The 21,100-nt window shown below is 63.1% G+C and carries 19 protein-coding genes and 1 pseudogene; 11 read left to right on the top strand and 9 right to left on the bottom strand.

The annotated features are described in order from the left end of the window. Window positions 1-46: 46 nt before the first annotated feature. The 4 genes from nagA (at window position 47) to nagE (ending at window position 6,638) form a co-directional block, all read left to right on the top strand. Window positions 47-1,150, top strand: a complete 1,104-nt coding sequence (gene nagA / locus B0G75_RS06320) for an N-acetylglucosamine-6-phosphate deacetylase (RefSeq protein ID WP_106302154.1) — start codon at window positions 47-49, stop codon at window positions 1,148-1,150. After that, on the top strand, window positions 1,143-2,150 hold the full coding sequence (locus B0G75_RS06315; protein WP_106302151.1) for an SIS domain-containing protein: 1,008 nt from the start codon (window positions 1,143-1,145) through the stop codon (window positions 2,148-2,150). Before nagA ends, B0G75_RS06315 begins: the two co-directional genes overlap by 8 nt. Window positions 2,151-2,188: 38 nt before the next feature. Beyond that, window positions 2,189-4,753 carry a phosphoenolpyruvate--protein phosphotransferase gene (gene ptsP, locus B0G75_RS06310; protein ID WP_181309185.1) on the top strand — a complete coding sequence of 855 codons (2,565 nt, stop codon included), beginning with the start codon at window positions 2,189-2,191 and terminating at the stop codon, window positions 4,751-4,753. 109 nt (window positions 4,754-4,862) lie between these two features. Beyond that, entirely contained in the window at window positions 4,863-6,638 is a 1,776-nt protein-coding gene (nagE, locus tag B0G75_RS06305) for an N-acetylglucosamine-specific PTS transporter subunit IIBC (protein ID WP_106302144.1), read from the top strand. A gap of 131 nt (window positions 6,639-6,769) precedes the next feature. On the opposite strand, the gene cydX is transcribed toward nagE, so the two are convergent. The 5 genes from cydX to rpoH form a co-directional block, all read right to left on the bottom strand. After that, window positions 6,770-6,886: a cytochrome bd-I oxidase subunit CydX gene (gene cydX, locus B0G75_RS06300; RefSeq protein WP_106302141.1), complete on the bottom strand. Its 117-nt coding sequence runs from the start codon at window positions 6,884-6,886 to the stop codon at window positions 6,770-6,772. 28 nt (window positions 6,887-6,914) lie between these two features. Then, window positions 6,915-8,051, bottom strand: a complete 1,137-nt coding sequence (cydB, locus tag B0G75_RS06295; RefSeq protein ID WP_106302138.1) for a cytochrome d ubiquinol oxidase subunit II — start codon at window positions 8,049-8,051, stop codon at window positions 6,915-6,917. A 35-nt stretch (window positions 8,052-8,086) separates the two neighbouring features. After that, window positions 8,087-9,679, bottom strand: coding sequence for a cytochrome ubiquinol oxidase subunit I (locus B0G75_RS06290; RefSeq protein ID WP_106302135.1), 1,593 nt, complete (start codon window positions 9,677-9,679; stop codon window positions 8,087-8,089). Next, window positions 9,669-9,929, bottom strand: a complete 261-nt coding sequence (gene cydP / locus B0G75_RS06285; protein WP_012431632.1) for a cytochrome oxidase putative small subunit CydP — start codon at window positions 9,927-9,929, stop codon at window positions 9,669-9,671. The genes B0G75_RS06290 and cydP overlap by 11 nt, the downstream gene beginning before the upstream one ends. Window positions 9,930-10,260: 331 nt before the next feature. After that, entirely contained in the window at window positions 10,261-11,196 is a 936-nt protein-coding gene (gene rpoH, locus B0G75_RS06280; RefSeq protein WP_106282149.1) for an RNA polymerase sigma factor RpoH, read from the bottom strand. Window positions 11,197-11,559: 363 nt separating this feature from the next. On the opposite strand from rpoH, the gene B0G75_RS06275 reads away from it, so the two are divergent. Further along, window positions 11,560-12,123: an acyloxyacyl hydrolase gene (locus B0G75_RS06275; RefSeq protein WP_106302132.1), complete on the top strand. Its 564-nt coding sequence runs from the start codon at window positions 11,560-11,562 to the stop codon at window positions 12,121-12,123. A 42-nt stretch (window positions 12,124-12,165) separates the two neighbouring features. Continuing rightward, complete coding sequence (locus B0G75_RS06270; protein WP_106302129.1) at window positions 12,166-12,549, top strand: nuclear transport factor 2 family protein; 384 nt, start codon at window positions 12,166-12,168, stop codon at window positions 12,547-12,549. A 194-nt stretch (window positions 12,550-12,743) separates the two neighbouring features. Here the strand turns inward: B0G75_RS06270 and B0G75_RS06265 are convergent. Beyond that, window positions 12,744-13,787: pseudogene (locus B0G75_RS06265) on the bottom strand (2-isopropylmalate synthase); the annotation flags it as partial. A 500-nt stretch (window positions 13,788-14,287) separates the two neighbouring features. Beyond that, window positions 14,288-15,259 (bottom strand): DNA-binding protein YbiB, encoded by a 972-nt coding sequence (gene ybiB / locus B0G75_RS06260; protein ID WP_106302123.1) that lies wholly within the window; start codon window positions 15,257-15,259, stop codon window positions 14,288-14,290. A 228-nt stretch (window positions 15,260-15,487) separates the two neighbouring features. Between ybiB and B0G75_RS06255 the strand changes: the two genes are divergently transcribed. Further along, complete coding sequence (locus tag B0G75_RS06255) at window positions 15,488-16,186, top strand: fumarylacetoacetate hydrolase family protein (protein WP_106302120.1); 699 nt, start codon at window positions 15,488-15,490, stop codon at window positions 16,184-16,186. 25 nt (window positions 16,187-16,211) lie between these two features. Continuing rightward, the gene (maiA, locus tag B0G75_RS06250) at window positions 16,212-16,856 is read left to right on the top strand and encodes a maleylacetoacetate isomerase (protein WP_106302117.1); all 645 of its coding nucleotides are present in this window, start codon (window positions 16,212-16,214) and stop codon (window positions 16,854-16,856) included. Between the two features lie 97 nt (window positions 16,857-16,953). On the opposite strand, the gene ftsY is transcribed toward maiA, so the two are convergent. After that, window positions 16,954-18,132 carry a signal recognition particle-docking protein FtsY gene (gene ftsY, locus B0G75_RS06245; RefSeq protein WP_106302114.1) on the bottom strand — a complete coding sequence of 393 codons (1,179 nt, stop codon included), beginning with the start codon at window positions 18,130-18,132 and terminating at the stop codon, window positions 16,954-16,956. A 239-nt stretch (window positions 18,133-18,371) separates the two neighbouring features. Between ftsY and rsmD the strand changes: the two genes are divergently transcribed. From rsmD to B0G75_RS06230, 3 genes are all read left to right on the top strand, one after another. Continuing rightward, complete coding sequence (gene rsmD / locus B0G75_RS06240) at window positions 18,372-18,986, top strand: 16S rRNA (guanine(966)-N(2))-methyltransferase RsmD (protein ID WP_106302111.1); 615 nt, start codon at window positions 18,372-18,374, stop codon at window positions 18,984-18,986. 112 nt (window positions 18,987-19,098) lie between these two features. Continuing rightward, window positions 19,099-19,614, top strand: coding sequence for a pantetheine-phosphate adenylyltransferase (gene coaD, locus B0G75_RS06235; protein WP_012431643.1), 516 nt, complete (start codon window positions 19,099-19,101; stop codon window positions 19,612-19,614). Between the two features lie 63 nt (window positions 19,615-19,677). Further along, window positions 19,678-19,935, top strand: a complete 258-nt coding sequence (locus B0G75_RS06230; protein ID WP_012431644.1) for a YfhL family 4Fe-4S dicluster ferredoxin — start codon at window positions 19,678-19,680, stop codon at window positions 19,933-19,935. Window positions 19,936-20,010: 75 nt separating this feature from the next. On the opposite strand, the gene hisC is transcribed toward B0G75_RS06230, so the two are convergent. After that, entirely contained in the window at window positions 20,011-21,090 is a 1,080-nt protein-coding gene (gene hisC / locus B0G75_RS06225) for a histidinol-phosphate transaminase (RefSeq protein WP_106302106.1), read from the bottom strand. Window positions 21,091-21,100 lie beyond the last annotated feature (10 nt).

Below are 21,100 nucleotides of genomic sequence, written 5' to 3'. Positions count from 1 at the left end.
AGCGCCGTTCAGCCACGCCCCGTATCACGCCTCACCAGAGAGACTCATGCTGACCGGAAACATACTCACCACCGATGGGTGGATTCACGGCACGCTCGAATACGAAAACGGCCGCATCACGGCGCTCACCGGCGAACGCGTCGATCCGTCGACCAACGACGCGCCGTACATCCTGCCCGGCTTCATCGATCTGCACGTGCATGGCGGCGGCGGTTCCGACGTGATGGAAGGCGGCAGCGCGATCGAAACCATCACGCGCACGCATGCGCGTTACGGCACGACCAGCCTGCTCGCCACTACCATGACCGCGCCGCGCGACGAGCTGATGGCCGTCGTCGCGGAGCTGGGCAACAACGCGCGCATCCGCACGCCCGGCGGCGCGCGCGTGCTCGGCGTGCATCTGGAAGGGCCGTACATCAACCCCGGCAAGCTCGGCGCGCAGCCCGACGCAGCGGTCTCGGCGGTGATGGACGAAGTCCTGAAGTACCTGTCCATCGCGCCGATTCGCGTGGTCACGCTGGCGCCGGAAATTGCCGGCCATATGGAGATCATCTCCGAGATGGCGGCGCGCGGCGTACGCGTGCAACTGGGCCATTCGCTCGGCACTTACGACGACGCCGTCGCCGCGCTCAAGCATGGCGCCTGCGGCTTCACGCATCTGTTCAACGCCATGTCGCCGCTGCACCATCGCAATCCCGGCCTCGTCGGCGCGGCGCTCGCGCACGCCGAGTTCGCCGAAATCATTCCCGATCTGCTGCACGTCCATCCGGGGGCGATCCGCGCTGCATTGCGCGCGATTCCGCGTCTCTATGTGGTCACGGACAGCACCTCGGCCACCGGCATGCCCGACGGTGAATACCGCCTTGGCAGCCAGCACGTGACGAAGTGCCTCGGCGGCGTGCGTCTCGCCGACGGCACACTCGCCGGCAGCACACTGACCATGGATCAGGCGCTGCGCAATCTTGTGTCGATCGGCTTGCCGATCGCCGATGTATCGAACCGTTTGTCGCGCTACGCCGCCGACTACCTGGGCATTGAAGACCGCGGCCGCATCGCGCGCGGTGCATGGGCCGACGTGGTCGTGTTCGATCGTGAACTGGCGTTGAGCGCGACTTACGTCGAAGGAGAAGCAATTGTCGAATATGCTTAAAGAGGCGCTGGCGTCCGCTGAAACGGTCGCCGCGCAACTCTCGGATACCTCGCGCGTCGAGGCATTGGCGGCGAAGCTCGCACAGCAGCCGCGCCATGTCGCGCTGACCGTCGCACGCGGCAGCTCCGATCACGCGGCGAGCTACTTCGCCAGCCTGACGATGAGCCGCCTCGGCGTGCCGGTCGCCTCGCTGCCGATGTCGGTCGCCACGCTGCAACAGGCGCCGCTGCAGGTGCGCGATCAGCTCGCGCTGGCGTTCTCGCAATCGGGCAAGAGCCCGGACCTCGTCGGCACGATGGAAGCGCTGCGCAAAGCCGGCGCGTTGACCGTCGCCGCTGTGAACGTGTCGGGCTCACCCCTGGCCGACGCGTGCGAATTCGAGTTGCCGCTCGTCGCCGGTCCGGAACTCAGTGTCGCGGCCACCAAGAGCTATATCGCCATGCTGTCGATTTCCGCACAGCTCGTCGCGCATTGGCAGAAAGACGCTGAACTGCTTGCCGCGTTCAAAACGCTGCCTGAAGCGCTGCGTACCGCGGGAAAACTCGACTGGTCGGCGGCCGTGGAGGAATTGCGCGGTATCGAGCGCATGATCGTGATCGGCCGCGGTCTGGGCCTTGCCATCGCGCAGGAAGCCGCGTTGAAGCTGAAGGAAACCTCCGGCATTCAGGCCGAAGCGTTTTCGAGCGCGGAAGTGCGTCACGGTCCGATGGAACTGATCGATCGCGACTATCCGCTGCTGGTCTTCGCACCGCGCGGACCTGAGCAGGCCGGCTTGCTGCAACTCGCGCGCGACATGAAGGCGCGCGGCGCCCGCGTTCTGCTCGCGGCGTCGGCCGACGTGCCGGAAGCCACGCTGCCGCTCGCCACCACCGCTCATGCGGCGCTCGATCCGATCGCTGCAATCCTGTCCTTTTACGTGATGGCCGCCGGCCTTGCCGCCGCGCGCGGGCGCAATCCCGATGCGCCGCGCCATCTCAACAAAGTCACCGAAACTCACTGACGAGAAATCAGATGCGACGTGTCGAGGAGTCCCGCTTGATGAGCCATTCTGAAGGCCATATTGTTTTGCTCGCGCCCATGACCGGTCCGGTCGTGCCGCTCGCGAACGTGCCCGACCCTGTGTTTTCGGGCGGCATGTTCGGCGACGGTATCGGCGTCGATCCGCTCGAGGGCCGACTCGTCGCGCCGTGCGACGCTACTGTCACCCATCTCGCGCGCACCGGTCACGCCGTGACGCTGGCTACCGCAGAAGGCGCGGAAATTCTGCTGCATATCGGTATCGATACGGTCGAACTGAACGGCAAGGGTTTTGCGCCGATGGTCGCTCAAGGCGCTCATGTACGCGCCGGCGACGTGCTGATCGAGTTCGATCAGGATCAGGTCGCGTTGAATGCGCCGAGCCTCGTGTCGGTGATCGCGATTGCCAATTCGGATGCATTTGAGATCGTCGAACGTGTGCAGGGCGGCTTGCTGAAGGCGGGTGAGACGCCGCTGCTGGTGCTGCGCGCGCGCGGCGGTGCGGCGGCCGAGGCGTCGCGCCAGGTGAGCGCCATGAACGTGACGGAAGAAGCCCGTCAGCAAGTCACGCTGGTTCACGCAGGCGGTCTGCACGCGCGTCCGGCGGCACGCGCCCGTGAAGCGGCGCGTGGCTTCGATGCGCGCGTCGAGGTGCGTTACGAAGGACGCAAAGCGGCGATCGAAAGCGTGGTCGGTTTGCTCGGCCTCGGCGCTGGAGAAGGCGCGACCATCGAGTTGCTCGGAGTGGGTCCGCAAGCTGCAGCCGCTGTGGCTGCAATTGCTAACGAACTGACACGCGAAGCGCACGGCGAAGTCGAAGAGAAACCGCCGCGCCAAAGCTCGCCCGCGCCGCAAGCCGTCGCCCGTCCGGCGGGCGAGACGCTTGCGCCGAATACGCTCGCCGGCGTCTGCGCGGCGCCGGGCGTCGCGGTCGGCAAGCTGGTGCGCTGGGACGACGCGGACATCGATCCGCCCGAAAAGGCGAACGGCACGTCGGCTGCGGAAAGCCGTTTGCTCGATAAGGCGATTGCCACCGTCGATGCGGACCTCGACACGACGGTGCGTGACGCGTCGCAACGCGGCGCGGTCGGCGAAGCGGGTATTTTCTCGGTGCATCGTGTGCTGCTCGAAGATCCCACGCTGCTTGACGCGGCGCGCGATCTGATCAGCCTCGGCAAGAGCGCCGGCTTTGCGTGGCGCGAAGCGATCCGCGCACAGATCGCCATCCTGACGAATATCGAAGACGCGTTGCTCGCGGAACGTGCCGCCGATTTGCGCGACATCGAGAAGCGCGTGCTGCGCGCGCTGGGTTACGCGAACGCCGCAGCGCGCACGTTGCCGGAAGAAGCCGTGCTCGCGGCCGAAGAGTTCACGCCGTCCGATTTGTCGACGCTGGATCGCTCGCGTGTCACGGCATTAGTGATGGCACGCGGCGGTGCGACCTCGCACGCGGCGATTCTCGCGCGTCAGGCGGGCATTCCCGCGCTGGTGACAGTCGGCGACGCGCTGCACGCGATCCCCGAAGGCACGCAAGTGGTGGTGAACGCCACGACCGGTCGCCTCGAATTCGCACCGACTGGACTCGACGTCGAGCGCGCGCGTCTGGAGCGCACACGTTTGGCCGATGTGCGTGAAGCGAACCGCCGCACATCGCAGGAAGCGGCAGTCACGTCCGATGGCCGCGCGATCGAAGTGGCCGCGAACATCGCCACGCTCGACGACGCTAAAACCGCCGTCGAAAACGGCGCCGATTCCGTCGGCCTGCTGCGCACCGAACTGCTGTTCATTCACCGCGCCGCTGCGCCGACCACGGACGAACATCGTCAGAGCTACCAGGCAATTGTCGACGCGTTGAGCGGCCGCACCGCGATCATCCGCACGCTGGATGTCGGCGCGGACAAGGAAGTCGATTATCTGACGCTGCCGCCGGAACCGAATCCCGCGCTCGGCTTGCGCGGCATCCGCCTCGCGCAAGTGCGCCCGGATCTGCTCGACGATCAGTTGCGCGGCCTGCTGGCGGTGCAACCACTCGGCGCCGTGCGCATCCTGCTGCCGATGGTGACCGACGTCGGCGAGTTGATCCGCATCCGTAGGCGCATCGACGAATTCGCGCGCGAGTTGGGCCGCACGGAACCGATCGAAGTCGGCGTGATGATCGAAGTGCCGTCGGCGGCGTTGCTTGCCGATCAACTGGCGCAACACGCGGATTTCCTCTCGATCGGCACCAACGATCTGACGCAGTACACGCTCGCCATGGACCGTTGCCAGGCCGACCTCGCCGCCCAGGCGGACGGCTTGCATCCGGCTGTGCTGCGGTTGATTGCAGCCACCGTGCACGGCGCGGACAAGCACGGCAAATGGGTCGGCGTGTGCGGCGCGCTTGCGGGCGACCCGCTCGCCATGCCGTTGCTCGTCGGCCTCGGCGTGACCGAACTTTCCGTGGATCCGGTCTCGGTGCCGGGCATCAAGGCGCGGGTGCGCAACCTCGATTATCAGCTGTGCCGTCAACGCGCCCAGGATGCCCTGGCGCTCGAATCGGCGCAGGCGGTAAGAGCAGCAAGCCGCGAAACCTGGCCGTTGGACTGAACCTCACACGGTCCGTAGTCAGCTTCGCTCAATCATCACTCATAGCCACAAAACTCAATACGCCGTTCAAGAACGGCGTTCAACAAAGAGACAAGGATTGGAGGTATCAATGGATGGGAATCCGTTTCTAAAGATTCAGCGCCTGGGACGCGCGCTGATGCTGCCGATTGCGGTGCTGCCGGTTGCCGGCCTGCTGCTGCGCCTCGGTCAGCCCGATGTGTTCAACATCAAGATGATCGCCGACGCCGGCGGCGCGATCTTCGACAACCTGCCGCTGCTGTTCGCGATCGGCGTGGCGGTCGGTTTCGCGAAAGACAATAACGGCGTGGCGGGTCTGGCGGGTGCGATCGGCTATCTGATCGAAGTCGCGGTGATGAAGGACATCAACGACAAGCTCAACATGGGCGTGTTGTCCGGGATCGTGGCGGGTATCGTCGCGGGCTTGCTGTACAACCGATACAAAGACATCAAGCTGCCCGATTACCTCGCTTTCTTCGGAGGTAAACGCTTCGTGCCGATTGTCACGGGGGTGGTCTGTCTCGTGCTCGGCATAGCGTTCGGCTACGTGTGGCAGCCTGTGCAAGCCGTGATCGATACGGCGGGCCACTGGCTGACCACCGCGGGCGCGCTCGGCGCATTCGTGTTCGGCGTGCTGAACCGCTTGCTGCTCGTCACGGGTTTGCATCACATCCTCAATTCGCTGACGTGGTTCGTGTTCGGCACGTTCACGCCGCCGGGCGGCGCTGCCGTGACGGGCGACCTGCATCGTTTCTTCGCGGGCGACCCGACTGCGGGCACCTTCATGACGGGCTTCTTCCCGGTCATGATGTTCGGTCTGCCGGCTGCGTGTCTCGCGATGTTCCATGAAGCGCCGAAGGAGCGCCGCGCGGTTGTGGGCGGTTTGCTGTTCTCGATGGCGCTGACCTCGTTCCTGACGGGCGTGACCGAGCCGATCGAATTCAGCTTCATGTTTCTCGCACCCGTGCTGTACGTGATCCACGCGCTGTTGACGGGTATCTCGCTTGCCATCTGCTCGGCGCTCGGCATTCACCTCGGCTTCACGTTCTCCGCGGGCGCAATCGACTATGTGTTGAACTACGGTCTGTCGACTCGCGGCTGGTGGGCGATTCCGATCGGTCTCGTCTACATGGTGGTGTACTACGGTCTGTTCCGCTTCTTCATCCGCAAGTTCAATATGGCGACGCCGGGCCGCGAACCTGCCGCTGCCGATGAGCAAGTCGACTCGTTTGCTGCGGGTGGTTTCGTTTCGCCGGTCGCCGGTGCGGCTGTGCCGCGTGCGCAGCGTTATATCGCTGCGCTGGGCGGCGCGCCGAATCTGTCGGTGGTCGATGCTTGCACGACGCGTCTGCGTTTGTCGGTAGTCGATTCGAACAAGGTCTCCGAAAACGAACTGAAGACGATCGGCGCGCGCGGCGTGCTCAAGCGCGGCTCGACCAATGTGCAGGTGATCATCGGACCGGAAGCGGACATCATCGCGGACGAAATCCGTACGGTGATCGCGCAAGGTGGTGGTGATGCGGTGAAGCCGGTGGCTGCTGCTCCGGCTCAGGTCGTGGCGGCTGCGCCGGTTGCCGCTTCGGGCGTTCAAGGTAGCGGCCCGCTCGATCCGGATCCGCTGCGCTGGCTCGCCGTGTTCGGCGGTGCGGGCAACGTGGTGTCGCTGGATGCGATCGCGGCAACGCGTCTGCGTATCGTCGTGCGCGATCCGTCGGCGGTCGATCGTCAGCGTCTGGCAACGCTCGACACGGCATGGATTTCTGCTGACACGTTCCATATCGTCGTCGGCGATGCGGCGCAACGCTACGCTGAAAAGCTGGCGACGCGCACGACGCAAAGCGGCGGTGCAACGCCGCTGCCGGCATGACGCATCGTTGAACGAAGGAGCGGCTCGCGCCGCTTAACATTCGCTCATGCTGCATAAAAAAAGCGGGACCTTGAATCGTTCAAGGTCCCGCTTTTCCGTTTACCGGCCCATCTAAGCCGGCATGTGCGGTCCTAGCGTTTCTTCTGCGTGCCCATTGCCGATGACTGCCGCGACTCCAGCCACATCACGTTGATAATGCCGAACGCCAACGCCACGCCGATCCCGAGAATCCAACTGAAATACCACATCGCAAACTCCTGTTAAGCCTGTAGCCGGTCAATACATCGTATGGTGATTTTCTTCGAGCGCCGCGGCGGTTACCTTGCCGCGCATCACGCGATACACCCAGCTCGTGTAGATCAAAATGATCGGCAGGAAAATGATCACGGCGATCAACATGATCTGCAGCGTCATGCGGCTCGAGGTCGAATCCCACACGGTGAGGCTGCTGCGGCCATCGAGCGAGGACGGCATGATGAACGGAAACATCGAGAAGCCCGCCGTCAGGATCACGCCGATGATCATCAGCGAGGTCGACAGAAAGGCGCTCTTCTCGAAGCGCGAGCGTGCGAGCAGCGCGGCCAGCACGCCGCCCACGAGACCCGCTGCCGGCGCGCTGACCATCCACGGATAGTTCGCGTAGTTGGTCAGCCACAACCCCGGCGCGCCGATCACGTTCTTCGTCAACGGATTGGCGACTGTGTCGAGCGGCGGGGCGTCGATCACCTGATAGCCGCCGATCATCGTGGCGATCAGCGCGCCGGCAATCAGGAACAGCACCACGGTCGCGAATGACGCGATTCGAAGCGCCAGCGAAGCGCGTTCGGCGACAATGTCGTCCGCTTTCATCTTGACGAAGGCGGCGCCGTGGGCCGCCAGCATCGAGACGCTGACGAGGCCGCACAATACCGCGAACGGGTTGAGTAATTCGAAGAAGCCGCCGTGATAGGTGACGCGCAGATCGGTATCGAACGAGAACGGCACGCCTTGCAGCAGGTTGCCGAACGCGACGCCGAACACCAGTGCCGGCACGAAACCGCCGACGAACAACGCCCAGTCCCATGCCGTACGCCAGCGCGGGTCTTCGCGTTTGCCGCGATAGTCGAAGCCGACCGGCCGGAAGAATAGTGCGAACAGCACCAGCAGCATGGCGAAATAGAAGCCGGAGAACGACGCCGCGTACACCAGCGGCCACGCGGCGAACATTGCGCCGCCCGCCGTGATGAGCCAGACCTGATTGCCTTCCCACGTCGCGCCCACCGTGTTCACGACGATGCGCCGCTCGGCGTCGGTCTTGCCGATGAACGGCAGCAGAATCGCCGCGCCCATGTCGAAGCCGTCGGTGAGCGCGAAGCCGATCAGCAGCACGCCGATCAGCACCCACCAGATCAGTTTGAGGGTTGCGTAATCCATGATGATCTTTTCCCTTGAAACTCAGTGGCGGCGAATCAGGCGGCCGTCTTGGTCGGCAGCGGCTGATTCAGCGGCTGTTGTTCGTGGTGATAGCGGCCCGTGTGCAGCGACGAAGGCCCGAGCCGCGCGTACTTGAACATCAGCATGATTTCGATGATGAACAGCACCGTGTAGAACACCACGAAGCCCGCGATACTCAGATACAGGTCATTTGGCGTCAGGCTCGAAGCCGACAGGTTGGTCGGCAGAATGCCCGCGATGGTCCATGGCTGACGACCCACTTCAGCGACGATCCAGCCGAACTCCGCCGCGAGCCAAGGCAGCGGAATTGCCCACACGGCCCAGCGCAGGAACCAGCGGCGCTTCTCCAGCAACAGCGAGCGCTGCGCGCAGAACCAGAACGCCAGCACGAAGGTGGCGAGGAACAAGATGCCGAGGCCCACCATCAACCGGAACGAGAAGAACACGGGTGCTACAGGCGGGATTGTTTTCTTCGCGGCTTGAGCGATCTGATCCGGCGTGGCGTCGGTGACGTTCGCGGTGAACTGCTTGAGCATCAGGCCGTAGCCGAGATCCTGCTTGTGCGCGTCGAAGGCGGCTTTGGCTTCGTCGGTGACGTCGCCTTGCTTCAGCTTCTGCAGCGCGGCGTAGGCCAGCATGCCATTTTTGATGCGCACCTCGTTGTGCGCCATCAAATCCTTCAGACCGACCACGGGTTCATCGAGCGAACGGGTAGCGATAAGGCCGAGCGCGTACGGAATCCTGATAGCGTAATCGGTGCGCTCTTCCTTCTGATTCGGAATCCCGATGATCGTAAACGGAGCCGGCGCGGGCGCGGTTTCCCATTCGGACTCGATCGCGGCGAGTTTGACCTGTTGGACTTCGCCGGTGCGGTAGCCGGATTCGTCGCCGAGCACGATCACGCACAACGTGGATGCCAAACCAAAACCTGCGGCAATCGCGAACGAGCGCAACGCAAATTCAGTGTCGCGGCGCTTCAGCAAATACCACGACGACACGCCGAGCACGAACATCGACGCCGTCACATACCCGGCCGACACGGTATGCACGAACTTGACCTGCGCGACCGGATTGAACAGCACGGAAAAGATGCTGTCGAGCTCCATGCGCATGGTCTGGTAGTTGAAGGTGGCGCCGACCGGATTGTTCATCCAGCCGTTGGCCACCAGAATCCACAGCGCGGACAGGTTCGAGCCGAGCGCGACGAGAAACGTAACGAACACGTGCTGGACCTTCGAGAGCCGCTTCCAGCCAAAGAAGAACAATCCGACGAAGGTAGACTCGAGAAAGAATGCCATCAGGCCTTCCACCGCAAGCGGCACGCCGAAAATGTCGCCGACATAGTGCGAGTAGTACGACCAGTTGGTGCCGAACTGGAATTCCAGCGTGAGGCCGGTGGTCACACCCATCGCAAAGTTGATGCCGAAAAGCTTGCCCCAGAACTGGGTCATGTCCTTGTAGATCTGCTTGCCGGTCATCACATAGACCGACTCCATGATGACGAGCAACCAGGACAGGCCGAGCGTGAGCGGGACGAACAGAAAGTGGTAAAGCGCGGTGATGGCGAACTGGAGGCGCGACAGTTCTACGACTTCGCTAACGGGCATGTTGATCACCTTGGGACGGATGCGAGGCAGGCACGGACAACAGCGCCTGCGCGACTTGCTCAGGCGGGAGCGACATGTGCTCCGCCTGCGGATGATTGAAGAATGTATATTTGAGCGCCATCAGCAGTACGAATTTGATGGCGAGGACGATGGCGATATCCCGCGCCAGCGTCGGACCGCGCACCCAGCCGTGGAACCGTTGGCGCAGGCTCCGGCGGCGAGTGGTTTTGCGATTGAGGACTAGGGTCATGATCGGTAGAAGGCAACTTCACACCGGTGAATCCGGTTGGCGCCAGGCCGCCTGAGCGGTCTGACGAGTGCACCCCGATTCTAGGACTGGATCCTCGCGCGCAACCGCTCGGCGCTGCGGCATTGGGTCGCGAGACTTGCGCCGTTCAAGCAGTATTGCTATCTGGTTTGTGATACGTCAAGAAACGCGTTTGTCGCGCTCATGTTCTTGCGTCAATGCGCGTGTGCGTAAAAACGCCGCGGCGTGGGCGAAAAAAAACCCGCCGTCTTGCGAGGGCGGGTTTTGGCGGCTTTGCTGCCGCGCGAACCGGCATGCCGACAATCTTCAAGTGTTACGCGTATTCGGTGAGCGCACCGCGCATCTTCTTCATTGCGCTCGCCTCGATCTGGCGAATACGTTCGGCGGATACGCCGAACTCGTCGGCCAGTTCGTGCAGCGTGGAGCCGCCCGAACCGTCGTCTTCCACCTTCAGCCAGCGTGCCTCGATGATGCGGCGGCTGCGGGCATCAAGTGCGTCCAGCGCGCTCGCGATACCGTCGCTTTGCAGCTTGTCGCGCTGACGCGAAGCCAGCACGGCAGTCGGTTCGCTATGCGAGTCGGCCAGATAGGCGATCGGCGCGTACGCTTCTTCACCGTCTTCGACCTGACCTTCCAGCGCGATGTCGCCACCGGAGAGGCGCGTTTCCATTTCGGAGACTTCTTCGCGCTTCACGTTCAACTCTTTGGCCAGATCGTCGATCTGGTCCGGCGTGAACGCGCCCAGCCCTTGCTTATGGCTGCGCAGATTGAAGAACAGCTTGCGCTGCGCCTTGGTGGTGGCGACCTTCACCATCCGCCAGTTGCGCAGAATGTATTCGTGGATCTCAGCCTTGATCCAGTGCATGGCGTACGACACGAGGCGCACGTTCTGCTCCGGATCGAAGCGCTTCACGGCCTTCATCAGGCCGATGTTGCCTTCCTGGATCAGGTCGGCGTGCGGCAGTCCATAACCCAGATAGTTGCGCGCGATCGACACGACCAGCCGCAAATGCGACAGCACGAGACGGCGCGCGGACTCGAGGTTGTCCTGCTCGCGAAATTCGGTGGCGAACTGGCGTTCTTCCGCCGGCGTCAGCATCGGAATCCGATTAACGGCCTGGATGTAGGCGTCGATATTGCCCAGTTGACCGGGCAGCAGCGAGGAATGCGAGAGCGCCAGTGCACCTGCCGAAGCGGCCTTAGCCGACGACGGGCTCAAAGTACTCGGAAGGGTCATTGCATGGCTCACGTAGGAAACTCCTTTGGAATCAGACAAAAGCGTATTCAGGTAACGACTCCAGCGTTGGATGTTAGCACTCTGATTTGCCGAGTGCTAATACTTAGAGGACGTAGGGGCATCCGAGTTCCGTAAATTCCTATTGAAATTCACGTTTCAATAGCCATTAGACGCCTCCCTCGGTATTTTCAAGGGATGCGTACCATTTACCTGACGAATCCCCTTCATCGCCATAAATTCCCTACTTTTGCCAATTTTGAAGTGACTAATTGCGGAAAGTCAGCTTTCTTCATACGATCCATCAAATGGAGATTGACCTTAGAATACGCAAAACAGTTACAGATTGTTCAACGTTCGACGGAACTCGGGTGTTAGATGAACAACAAAAAGAATACTTTGCGTGGTCTGGCGCTAAAAATCACCGTTGGCGCCGTGCTGGTGGCAACTTCGGGATGGGCTTCGGCGGACCAGTTCGGCGTACAGGTGGCCGGTGGTCTCGGCGATCGCCACGTCAAGAAGCTGGATCTCGCATTCGTCTGGGATCCGGATCTAACCTGGTGGCAGATCGGCGACTGGCATTTCTCGCTGATCGGCGAAGCGCACGTGGCCTGGTGGCACACCAATGAAGGTAACGTGCACGACAACATCGGCGAAGTCGGCGTGACGCCGATTATCCGCTTCATCAAGGGATCGGGCTCGATCCGCCCATATGCCGAACTGGGCGCGGGCATCCGGTTGCTGTCGAGTCCCCGGATTTCTTCGACCTTCACACTGGGCACTGCGTTCCAGTTCGCCGACATGGCCGGCGTGGGCATGCAGTTCGGCAGCCACCAGCAGTACCAGGCGGGCTACCGCTTCCAGCATGTTTCCAATGGCGGTATCAAAGAGCCGAATCCTGGTATAAATTTCCACCAGCTATATCTGCAATACAACTTCTGACAACCGTGGCCACGTCGGCTCACCGGTGCGAGGGGCTGAGCGATGGCGGCAAAGATAATCGAAGCGGTTCGCGAACTCGAGCGAGAGCGCTTTCGTGCGATGGTCGACGGCGACGGGCCATCGCTCGATGCCCTGCTCGCGGACAACGTGAGCTACGTTCACACGAACGGCAAACGGGAGACGAAACGGCAGTTTATCGATGGGATTACCGCTGGCCGCCGCCGCTATCGGCAGATCGAGATCCAGTCGCAAGAGGTGCTGCCGGTCGGGCGCGAGACCTGCGTGGTGACCGGGCGCGCGCTGATCGAAATGGAGGCGAACAACGGAGCGCTGCTGTTTCCGATCGCGTACACGGCGATTCATACGCTGGAAGACGGCCGTTGGCGCCTGATTGCGTGGCAGGCCACGCGTTGCGCAATCGAGTGAGCCTTTTGAGCTCGCGCTGTCCGGGCCGGCCGCGCCTTGTGAGCGGACCGCTCCGGTTGACGCAAGCGCACGGGTAGCGCGCTTGTCCGTCGTGTTTGCGTCGGTTTTGCGTTATCTCGGCCTGATTCTCAGGCAGCGACGCTCTCCTGATCCACACCGCTCCATTCGCAACGATCCGCCGCGCCAAATTCGGCCGCTATGGGCTCTTGCGCCGCGACGCCTTGTCGCTCCGCGTTCGTCGCCTGCATCGCCGCCTCGCCCGCATACGGATGCCGCGGATGCACCGGCAACTGATTGCAGCGCTCCACCACGCACCGGACCGCCTCCATATCCGAGAAATCGAGCCCCGTATCGACGCCTTGCGCAGCCAGATTCATCGCCAGCGCGACGAGATCGACGTTGCCGGTGCGCTCGCCGTTGCCGAACAGGCAACCTTCGACGCGGTCCGCGCCCGCCAGCAGCGCCAGTTCCGCGGCGGCCACCGCAGTGCCGCGATCGTTATGCGGATGCACCGACAGCACGATGCTGTCGCGATAACCGAGATTGCGATGCATCCATTCGATCTGATCGGCGAAAACGTTCGGTGTCGCCGCTTCCACGCTCGCGGGCAGGTTGACGATCATTTTGTGATCGCGCGTGGGCCGCCACGTCTGCACGACCGCGTCGCACACCTCACGTGCAAACGGCAGTTCGGTGGTATTGAACGTTTCCGGCGAGTACTGGAAAGTCCAGTGCGTGCCGGGCCGCGCCTGCGCATGCTCCTTGATGATTTGCGTGCCTTGCACGGCCAGCGCCTTGATCTCGGCCTTCGACTGATTGAACACGATCCGCCGGAACGACGGGCAGATCGCGTTGTATAAGTGCACGATGGCGCGCGGCGCGCCTTCCAGCACCTCGAACGTGCGCGCAATCAGTTCCGCTCGCGACGGCATGAACACCTCGATGGTTACGTCGTCGGGAATGCGCTTTTCCTCGATCAGCTTGCGGACGAAATCGAAATCCGTTTGCGACGCCGACGGATAGCCGACCTCGATCTCCTTGAAACCGATCGCGACCAGCATCTCGAAGAACTCGAGCTTTTGCGCGGCGTTCATTGGCTCGATCAGCGCCTGATTGCCGTCGCGCAGGTCGGTGCTCATCCAGACCGGCGCCTGGTCGATCGTGCGGCTCGGCCATTTGCGGCCGGTCAGACGTACGGCGGGGAAGGGGCGGTATTTCTCAGCGGGGTTTTGCAACATGGTGAGCCTCGTTCGTTGTGTCGTCTGCGAAAGGTGTGGCCAGGAGCGGTTGGCGGACTGCCACGGATGCACGGTCCGCCAGCCGGTGGCTAGCGGCAACAACGAACGGGCGCGAACGAACGGCGTCACCGTGACGGCGAAAACGGACGTGGATAAAGCCCATGCGGCGTGCATTTGATCCTCGCGCTTCGTCCGCGCGGTAAACGGACGAATGCAAACGACTACAGGTTGTGAAGAACTACGCTTTGGGGGTGCAACGGGAACAGCGGAACTGCTGGAGAGACCGCGCTTTGAGCAACCTGAGCTGCCAAACGCGCGGCGCTACGCCTGACTTACGCTAGACGTAGCGATAGGGGCCGCGCTAGGCGGCCGGAGGTAATTCGGAGGGTGTTCGGAAGGGAACGCATGGGTCTAATGTATGACGCCGCGTCGCGGCGTGTCAACCCGCGCGGGTCGCGGCGAGCGACGGCAAGCGCGCCGCAGCGCCTGCGCCGTGGCCGTTACACGGGCATTCTTGCGACGTCCACGATCAGTTCGACCTGCCGTTCGATCGCGCTCGGCACCGGCGCTTCACCACGCAATACGGCGCTGATCCAGGCGGCCGTCGTAGGCGCGTCTTTGGCTTCGGGCAAATCCACTTCAGGCGCATCGGGTGAGGAGCGCTCGTGCGGCACGCGTGTTTCACAGACACCGTCGTGCAACCAGTCGACCTGCACCTGACGCCGCGTATCGGCCACCGCTTCGCCCTCGGTGCCGCGTGCAAGCAATGCGCCGCCGGCGGCCGCGTCCGGATGCGTGCTGAACAGTTGCGTCAGGCTGTCGCGATACGGCGGGTGCGTATAGTTCACGAGGCGCAAACCGGCGGGCGCGAACGGCTGCAGGATTTTCACCAGCGTGTGCGTCGAGTTGCGCACGCCCATGCGCCGGCGCAGTGCAAGCAGGCGTGCGAGCTTTGGCGCGAGCACTTCAATTGGAGCGAACGCAAGGCGGTGCTCAGCGAGACCGTCTTCGATATCGGCGTGCGATCGCGCGTGCGGAATCTGCAGATGCGTGAAGATTTCCGCGCTCGTCACGCGGCCCGGATCTTCGGTGACACCGTGCACCAGCACCGGTACGCCTTCGCGCGCCAGCAGCAGGGCGAGCAGCGGCACCAGGTTTGGCTGCTTGCGCGCGCCGTTGTAGCTCGGTATGGACACCGGCCGGAACGTTCCGTGCGGCAGATGAACCGGCTCGAACGACGCGTGCGCGCCGGCCAGCATCGCGGCGAGCTCGTCGGCGGTTTCGCCCTTCACGCGGTACGCGAGCAGGACCGCGCCGAGTTCCAGTTCGGCCACGCGGCCGTCGAGCATGGCGGTGTAGAGCGTGCGCGTATCGTCGGCGGTCAGCGCGCGGGCGCCGTTCGGGCCGCGGCCGATTTCCTTGATGAAGCGGGCGCAGGGGAAGGGATTGGGGGTATCGGCGGAGTCGGTCATCGGGCGCAGTGGGACGTGTCGGCGTGCCGCTTCAAAGCGGTTGGCCACGGAATTCAAGGGACGCTGTTGATTGTGAGTATCGCATCTATGGCGATCCCGCGAGACCCCGCGCCCGCGGCGCCGGCCTTGCCGGTCCATGCCGAACTGGTGCGCGTGGCGCTTTGTCGCGCGTTACACTCGACGTTTTATCGCCGCGCTGACGGCACACATCAAATAACGGAGAACGGGATGAGTTACGTATTTGCACCCGCACCGGTGGTCGCGGTGCCGGTCGTGGGGTCCAGCGAGCAGTTCGCGGTGCGTCGCATCTACTGTGTTGGCCGTAACTACGAGGCGCACGCGCGCGAGATGGGCCACGATCCCGACCGCGAACCGCCGTTCTTCTTCGCCAAGCCCGCCGATGCCGTGCTGTACGTCGCGCCCGGCGCCACCGGCGAGTTTCCGTATCCGTCGCTGTCGAAAAACGTCCACTTCGAGATGGAAATGGTGGCGGCGATCGGCAAGGGCGGCAAGAACATTCCGGTCGAGAGCGCGCTCGACCACGTGTACGGTTACGCGCTCGGTCTCGACATGACGCGCCGCGATCTGCAGGCCGAAGCCAAAAAGCTGGGCCGTCCCTGGGATACCGCGAAGGGCTTCGACCACTCGGCGCCGCTCGGCCCGATTCATCCGGCGGCGACGGTCGGCCATGTCGACAAGGGCGCGATCTGGTTGTCGGTGAACGGCGAGGAAAAGCAAAGCTCGGACGTGTCGCAACTGATCTGGTCGGTGGCCGAGACGATCGCTTATCTGTCGACGCTGTTCGAGCTGCAACCCGGCGACCTGATCTTCACCGGCACGCCGGAAGGCGTCGGCGCAGTGGTGCGGGGCGATCTGATGAAGGGTGGCGTGGACGGGCTCGGCGAGCTCAACGTGCGCGTCGTCTGACGGCCGGTTGGGGGAGACAGACAACATGAAGCTCTACAGCTATTTTCGCAGCTCGGCGTCTTATCGCGTGCGCATTGCGCTGAACGTGAAAAATCTGCCGTACGACTACGTGCCGGTGCATCTTGTGCGCGACGGTGGCGAGCAGTTGAAGCCTGAATACCGCAAGGTGAACGCGGACGGGATCGTGCCGACCTTCGTCGACGGCAATGACGTGATGCCGCAGTCGCTCGCGATCATCGAGTATCTGGAGGAGATGCATCCCGAGCCGGCGCTTTTGCCGAAGGCGCCGGCCGATCGCGCGTATGTGCGGGCGCTGGCGTTGCAGGTGGCGTGTGAGATTCACCCGCTGAACAACCTGCGCGTGCTGAAGTATCTGAAGCACACACTGGGCGTCGACGATTATGCCAAGGACGCCTGGTACCGGCACTGGGTGGAAGCCGGTTTCGCGACGTTCGAAACGCATCTGGCGGGCGATTCACGCACCGGCAAGCTGTGTTTCGGCGATACGCCGACCATTGCGGACACCTGTCTGATTCCGCAGGTGTTCAACGCGCAGCGCTTCAAGGTCGACACAGCGAAGTTTCCGACGATCCAGCGCATCTACGATCATGCGATGCAACTCGACGCGTTTGTGCGCGCGGCGCCGGGCGCGCAGCCGGACGCTGAGTAATTCGCGATCGTCCGGCAGCCGGGATGAAAAAAGGGCACTCCGAGGAGTGCCCTTTTTGCTGCCTAAGCCCGAGGCTTAAGCCGCGAAGCCGTGGCGCTCATCCGCCGAGCAACGCGTCGGAAAACTCTTCCGCGCTGAACGGCTGCAAATCTTCGACTTTCTCGCCGACGCCGATGAAATACACCGGAATCGGACGCTGCCTTGCGATCGCGGCGAGAATGCCGCCCTTCGCCGTGCCGTCGAGTTTGGTGACGATCAGGCCGGTGAGGCCGAGCGCGTCGTCGAACGCCTTGACCTGCGCGAGCGCGTTCTGGCCGGTGTTGGCGTCGATCACCAGCAGCACCTCATGCGGCGCGCCGTCTTGCGCCTTGCCGATCACGCGCTTTACCTTGCGTAGTTCTTCCATGAGATGCAGCTGGGTCGGCAGGCGGCCGGCCGTGTCCGCCATCATCACGTCGATTTTGCGCGCACGCGCGGCGCCGACCGCATCGAAGATCACCGCTGCCGGGTCGCCGCTTTCCTGCGAGACCACGGTCACGTTGTTGCGTTGACCCCAGATGGCCAGTTGCTCGCGCGCGGCGGCGCGGAACGTGTCGCCCGCGGCCAGCAGCACGGATTGATCGAAACTCTGCAGATGCTTCGCGAGCTTGCCGATGCTGGTGGTTTTGCCCGCGCCGTTGACGCCGGCGATCATCATCACGAGCGGCTGCGCGCGGCCGAGCATGAGCGATTTTTCCAGCGGCTTGAGCAGGTCGACCAGCAACGTGCGCAGCGCGGTTTTGACCTGCTGCGGATCGACGAGGCGTTCGGCGCGCACTTTTTCGCGCAGCGCTTCGAGCAGGAATTCTGTGGCATCGACGCCCGCGTCCGACATCAGCAGCGCGGTTTCGAGCTCTTCGTATAGGTCTTCGTCGATCTTCGTGCCGACGAAAATGCCGGTCAGGTTCGAACTCGTCTTCGACAAGCCGGTCTTCAAACGCGTCAGCCACGAACGCTTCGCGCCCGCGTCCGGCAGCGGCGGCGGGACGACTTCGACGGTTTCCTCGAGCGCGAATGTTTCAGGCTCGGGTTCAGGATCGATTGCTGACGGAGCGGCTACGGGCGGCGTGTCGACGCGAACCGGAGCCGCAGCCGGGCGCGGCGCGGCCGGCACGACGGGCGCAGGCGCCTGCACGGCGGCGGCTGCGCCCGTCGAATCCTCTTGCGCGGTTTGCGACTCTTCTGGCGCGTTATCGGACTCTTTCGAACCCTTGAATCGTTTGAAAAAGCTGAACATGATCTGGCGTGGTGAGAGCGCGCGCCGATGCGCGCAGCCGGCACAAGACCGGTGGGAGCGGCAGGCAGCGTTGCGATGCGGGATGCAAGGCGCTGGAAGCCGCACATTTTATCAGGCGCGCCGCCGGCCGTCGTATCGGCCGAACGGCCAGGCTAGACGCGGGGCGTCGCTGTGGTAACGTTGGCGCTCCGGCCCGCAATTTCGTCGTCGCGGGCGCTTCAATAACTGATCGAAACTGCATGCCCCGTTCCGCACCTTCACGCGCCCATGGCGCTTCGTCCAAAGGCGGCAAGCCGCACGCCATTCGTATCATCGGCGGCGACTGGAAGCGCACGCCTTTGCCCGTGCTCGATCTCGACGGCCTGCGCCCCACGCCCGATCGCGTGCGCGAGACGCTGTTCAACTGGCTCGGCCAGGACCTGGATGGCCAGCGCTGCCTCGATCTGTTCGCCGGCAGCGGCGCGCTGGGCTTCGAGGCGGCGTCGCGCGGCGCGGCACGGGTCCTGATGGTGGAGCGCAATGCGCGCGCCGCCGGCCAGTTGCGCTCGAACCAGGAACGCCTGTCGGCGCGCACGATCGAAATCGCTGAAGCAGACGGTTTGCGTCTTGCCGCGAGCCTCGCGCCCGGTTCGTTCGACGTCGTTTTTCTCGATCCGCCGTTTGGCGACGATCTGCTCGGCAAGGCGCTGACGCTGGCGGCGCCGCTCGTGAGCGCTGACGGATTTCTATATGTGGAAGCGGGCGAGGCGCTCGAACTCGCTGGGAACGAGGCACTCGCTGGTTGGGAAATCGTGCGGCAAGGTAAAGCGGGCGCTGTCCACTTTCATTTGCTGCAGCGCGAAAATAAGGAATAATGCGCGTTCCAAAACAAGCGCCGGGCGGTTTGCCGTCACGTGTGCGGTCGGTGCCAAATGCGTCGCGTGGACGCTTTGACGTGCCCCTTTGTCTGAAGAGAGGAGAAGTCTCATGGTAGTCGCCGTGTACCCGGGCACGTTCGACCCGCTGACGCGCGGTCACGAAGACCTCGTTCGGCGCGCGTCGAGCATTTTCGACACGCTGGTGGTCGGCGTTGCCGACAGCCGCAACAAGAAGCCATTTTTCACGCTCGAAGAGCGCCTCGACATCGCTCACGAAGTGCTCGGGCACTACCCGAACGTTCAGGTGATGAGCTTCAAGGGGCTATTGAAGGATTTCGTGCGCACCAACAACGCGCGCGTGATCGTACGCGGCCTGCGGGCCGTGTCGGACTTCGAATATGAGTTCCAGATGGCCGGCATGAATCGCTATTTGCTGCCCGACGTCGAAACCATGTTCATGACGCCGTCCGATCAGTACCAATTCATCTCGGGCACGATCGTGCGTGAAATCGCGCAACTCGGCGGCGATGTCAGCAAGTTCGTGTTCCCGTCGGTCGAGAAATGGTTGACGGAAAAGGTCGCCGCGATGGATCCGGCGAGCGGCGCGTCGGCGGGACAACCGTAACCGGCGTAAACTGTCGGTTCGACGGATAAAAGCCGGCTGCGGCCGGCGTGAAGTGAGAGAAGTATGGCCTTGATGATTACCGACGAGTGCATCAATTGCGACGTATGCGAGCCCGAGTGCCCGAACGACGCAATCTCGATGGGCCCGGAAATCTATGTAATCGACCCGAAGAAATGTACCGAGTGCGTTGGGCATTTCGACGAGCCGCAGTGTATTCAGGTGTGCCCGGTCGAGTGTATTCCGCGCGACCCCGACCATCTGGAGACGCCTGATGGCTTGATGGCCAAGTACCACGCGCTGCAGGCCGCGAAGGGCGCCTGAGGTACGAAATCTAAAAAAACGGCGAGGCTTTTGGGCCTCGCCGTTTTTTTGGGGCAGTGACGCTTTTGCGCGGTCCTATCCCACGTACGCGCTGAAGATCTCGCGCAACGCGTCCAGCAGAATGTCGCATTCGGCGTCGGTGCCGACCGAGATTCGCAGATGCTGGTCGATGCGCGGCGCTTTGAAATGGCGCACGAAAATCTCCTTTTCCCTCAGTCGCAGTACGAGCGTTGCGGCGTCGTAGCCCTCATGGCGAGCGAACAGCAGATTCGCCGCCGACGGCACCACCTTGAAGCCCAATGCCGTCAGCCCCGCGGCCAATCGCTCGCGGCTCGCCATGACTTTGGCGCAGGTGTCGCGAAACCACGCGTCGTCTTCGTACGCCGCCACGGCGGCGACCTGCGCGAGACGGTCCAGCGGATACGAATTGAAGCTGTCCTTCACACGGTTCAGCGCGCCGATCAACTCCGGGTTGCCGAACGCAAAGCCGACGCGCATTCCTGCCAGCGAACGCGACTTCGACACGGTTTGAACGACCAGCAGATTCGGATAGCGGTCGATCAGACAGATGGCCGATTCGGCGCCGAAATCCACGTAGGCTTCGTCGATCACCACGACGGAATCGGGATTGCTCACCACCAGGCGCTCGATATCGGCGAGCGGCAGCGGCCGGCCGGTCGGCGCATTCGGATTCGGGAACAGGATTCCGCCATTCGGCGACTTGTAGTCGTCGACGTTGATCGCAAAGCTGTCGTCGAGCGGGACGGTCCGGTAGTCGACCTCGAAAAGTCGCGCGTACGTCGGATAGAAGCTGTACGTGATGTCTGGAAACAGTAAAGGTTTCTCGTGCTTGAGCAAGGCCTGGAAAGTGAGTGCCAGCACTTCGTCCGAGCCGTTGCCGGCAAACACCTGTTCCGCGCGAATGCCGTGGTACGCGGCAACCGTTTCGCGGAGTTTTTGCGCCGTCGGATCGGGGTAGCGCCGCAGCGAATCGGCCGCGTCGCCCAGTTCCTGCCGGATCGCCTCGAGCACTCGCGGCGACGGTGGATACGGATTCTCGTTGGTATTCAGCTTGACCGGATGCGCGACCACGGGCTGTTCGCCCGGCACATACGGCGTTAGACGGTGAACGATGTCACTCCAATAGCGGCTCAAGCGATTCTCC

It is taken from the genome of Paraburkholderia sp. BL18I3N2 (genome assembly GCF_003001875.1).
GTDB classification, from domain to species: Bacteria; Pseudomonadota; Gammaproteobacteria; order Burkholderiales; family Burkholderiaceae; genus Paraburkholderia; species Paraburkholderia phytofirmans.
The sequence above is the reverse complement of the archived record's forward strand: the minus strand, read 5'-3'. Positions and strand labels throughout refer to the sequence as shown.

What these genes read in the sequence shown, in the direction of transcription:
- nagA (WP_106302154.1), top strand. Translation starts at nt 47, where the DNA reads ATGCTGACCGGAAACATACTCACCACCGATGGGTGGATTCACGGCACG.
- B0G75_RS06315 (WP_106302151.1), top strand. Translation starts at nt 1,143, where the DNA reads ATGCTTAAAGAGGCGCTGGCGTCCGCTGAAACGGTCGCCGCGCAACTC.
- ptsP (WP_181309185.1), top strand. Translation starts at nt 2,189, where the DNA reads ATGAGCCATTCTGAAGGCCATATTGTTTTGCTCGCGCCCATGACCGGT.
- nagE (WP_106302144.1), top strand. Translation starts at nt 4,863, where the DNA reads ATGGATGGGAATCCGTTTCTAAAGATTCAGCGCCTGGGACGCGCGCTG.
- cydX (WP_106302141.1), bottom strand. Translation starts at nt 6,886, where the DNA reads ATGTGGTATTTCAGTTGGATTCTCGGGATCGGCGTGGCGTTGGCGTTC.
- cydB (WP_106302138.1), bottom strand. Translation starts at nt 8,051, where the DNA reads ATGGATTACGCAACCCTCAAACTGATCTGGTGGGTGCTGATCGGCGTG.
- B0G75_RS06290 (WP_106302135.1), bottom strand. Translation starts at nt 9,679, where the DNA reads ATGCCCGTTAGCGAAGTCGTAGAACTGTCGCGCCTCCAGTTCGCCATC.
- cydP (WP_012431632.1), bottom strand. Translation starts at nt 9,929, where the DNA reads ATGACCCTAGTCCTCAATCGCAAAACCACTCGCCGCCGGAGCCTGCGC.
- B0G75_RS06275 (WP_106302132.1), top strand. Translation starts at nt 11,560, where the DNA reads ATGAACAACAAAAAGAATACTTTGCGTGGTCTGGCGCTAAAAATCACC.
- B0G75_RS06270 (WP_106302129.1), top strand. Translation starts at nt 12,166, where the DNA reads ATGGCGGCAAAGATAATCGAAGCGGTTCGCGAACTCGAGCGAGAGCGC.
- ybiB (WP_106302123.1), bottom strand. Translation starts at nt 15,259, where the DNA reads ATGACCGACTCCGCCGATACCCCCAATCCCTTCCCCTGCGCCCGCTTC.
- B0G75_RS06255 (WP_106302120.1), top strand. Translation starts at nt 15,488, where the DNA reads ATGAGTTACGTATTTGCACCCGCACCGGTGGTCGCGGTGCCGGTCGTG.
- maiA (WP_106302117.1), top strand. Translation starts at nt 16,212, where the DNA reads ATGAAGCTCTACAGCTATTTTCGCAGCTCGGCGTCTTATCGCGTGCGC.
- ftsY (WP_106302114.1), bottom strand. Translation starts at nt 18,132, where the DNA reads ATGTTCAGCTTTTTCAAACGATTCAAGGGTTCGAAAGAGTCCGATAAC.
- rsmD (WP_106302111.1), top strand. Translation starts at nt 18,372, where the DNA reads ATGCCCCGTTCCGCACCTTCACGCGCCCATGGCGCTTCGTCCAAAGGC.
- coaD (WP_012431643.1), top strand. Translation starts at nt 19,099, where the DNA reads ATGGTAGTCGCCGTGTACCCGGGCACGTTCGACCCGCTGACGCGCGGT.
- B0G75_RS06230 (WP_012431644.1), top strand. Translation starts at nt 19,678, where the DNA reads ATGGCCTTGATGATTACCGACGAGTGCATCAATTGCGACGTATGCGAG.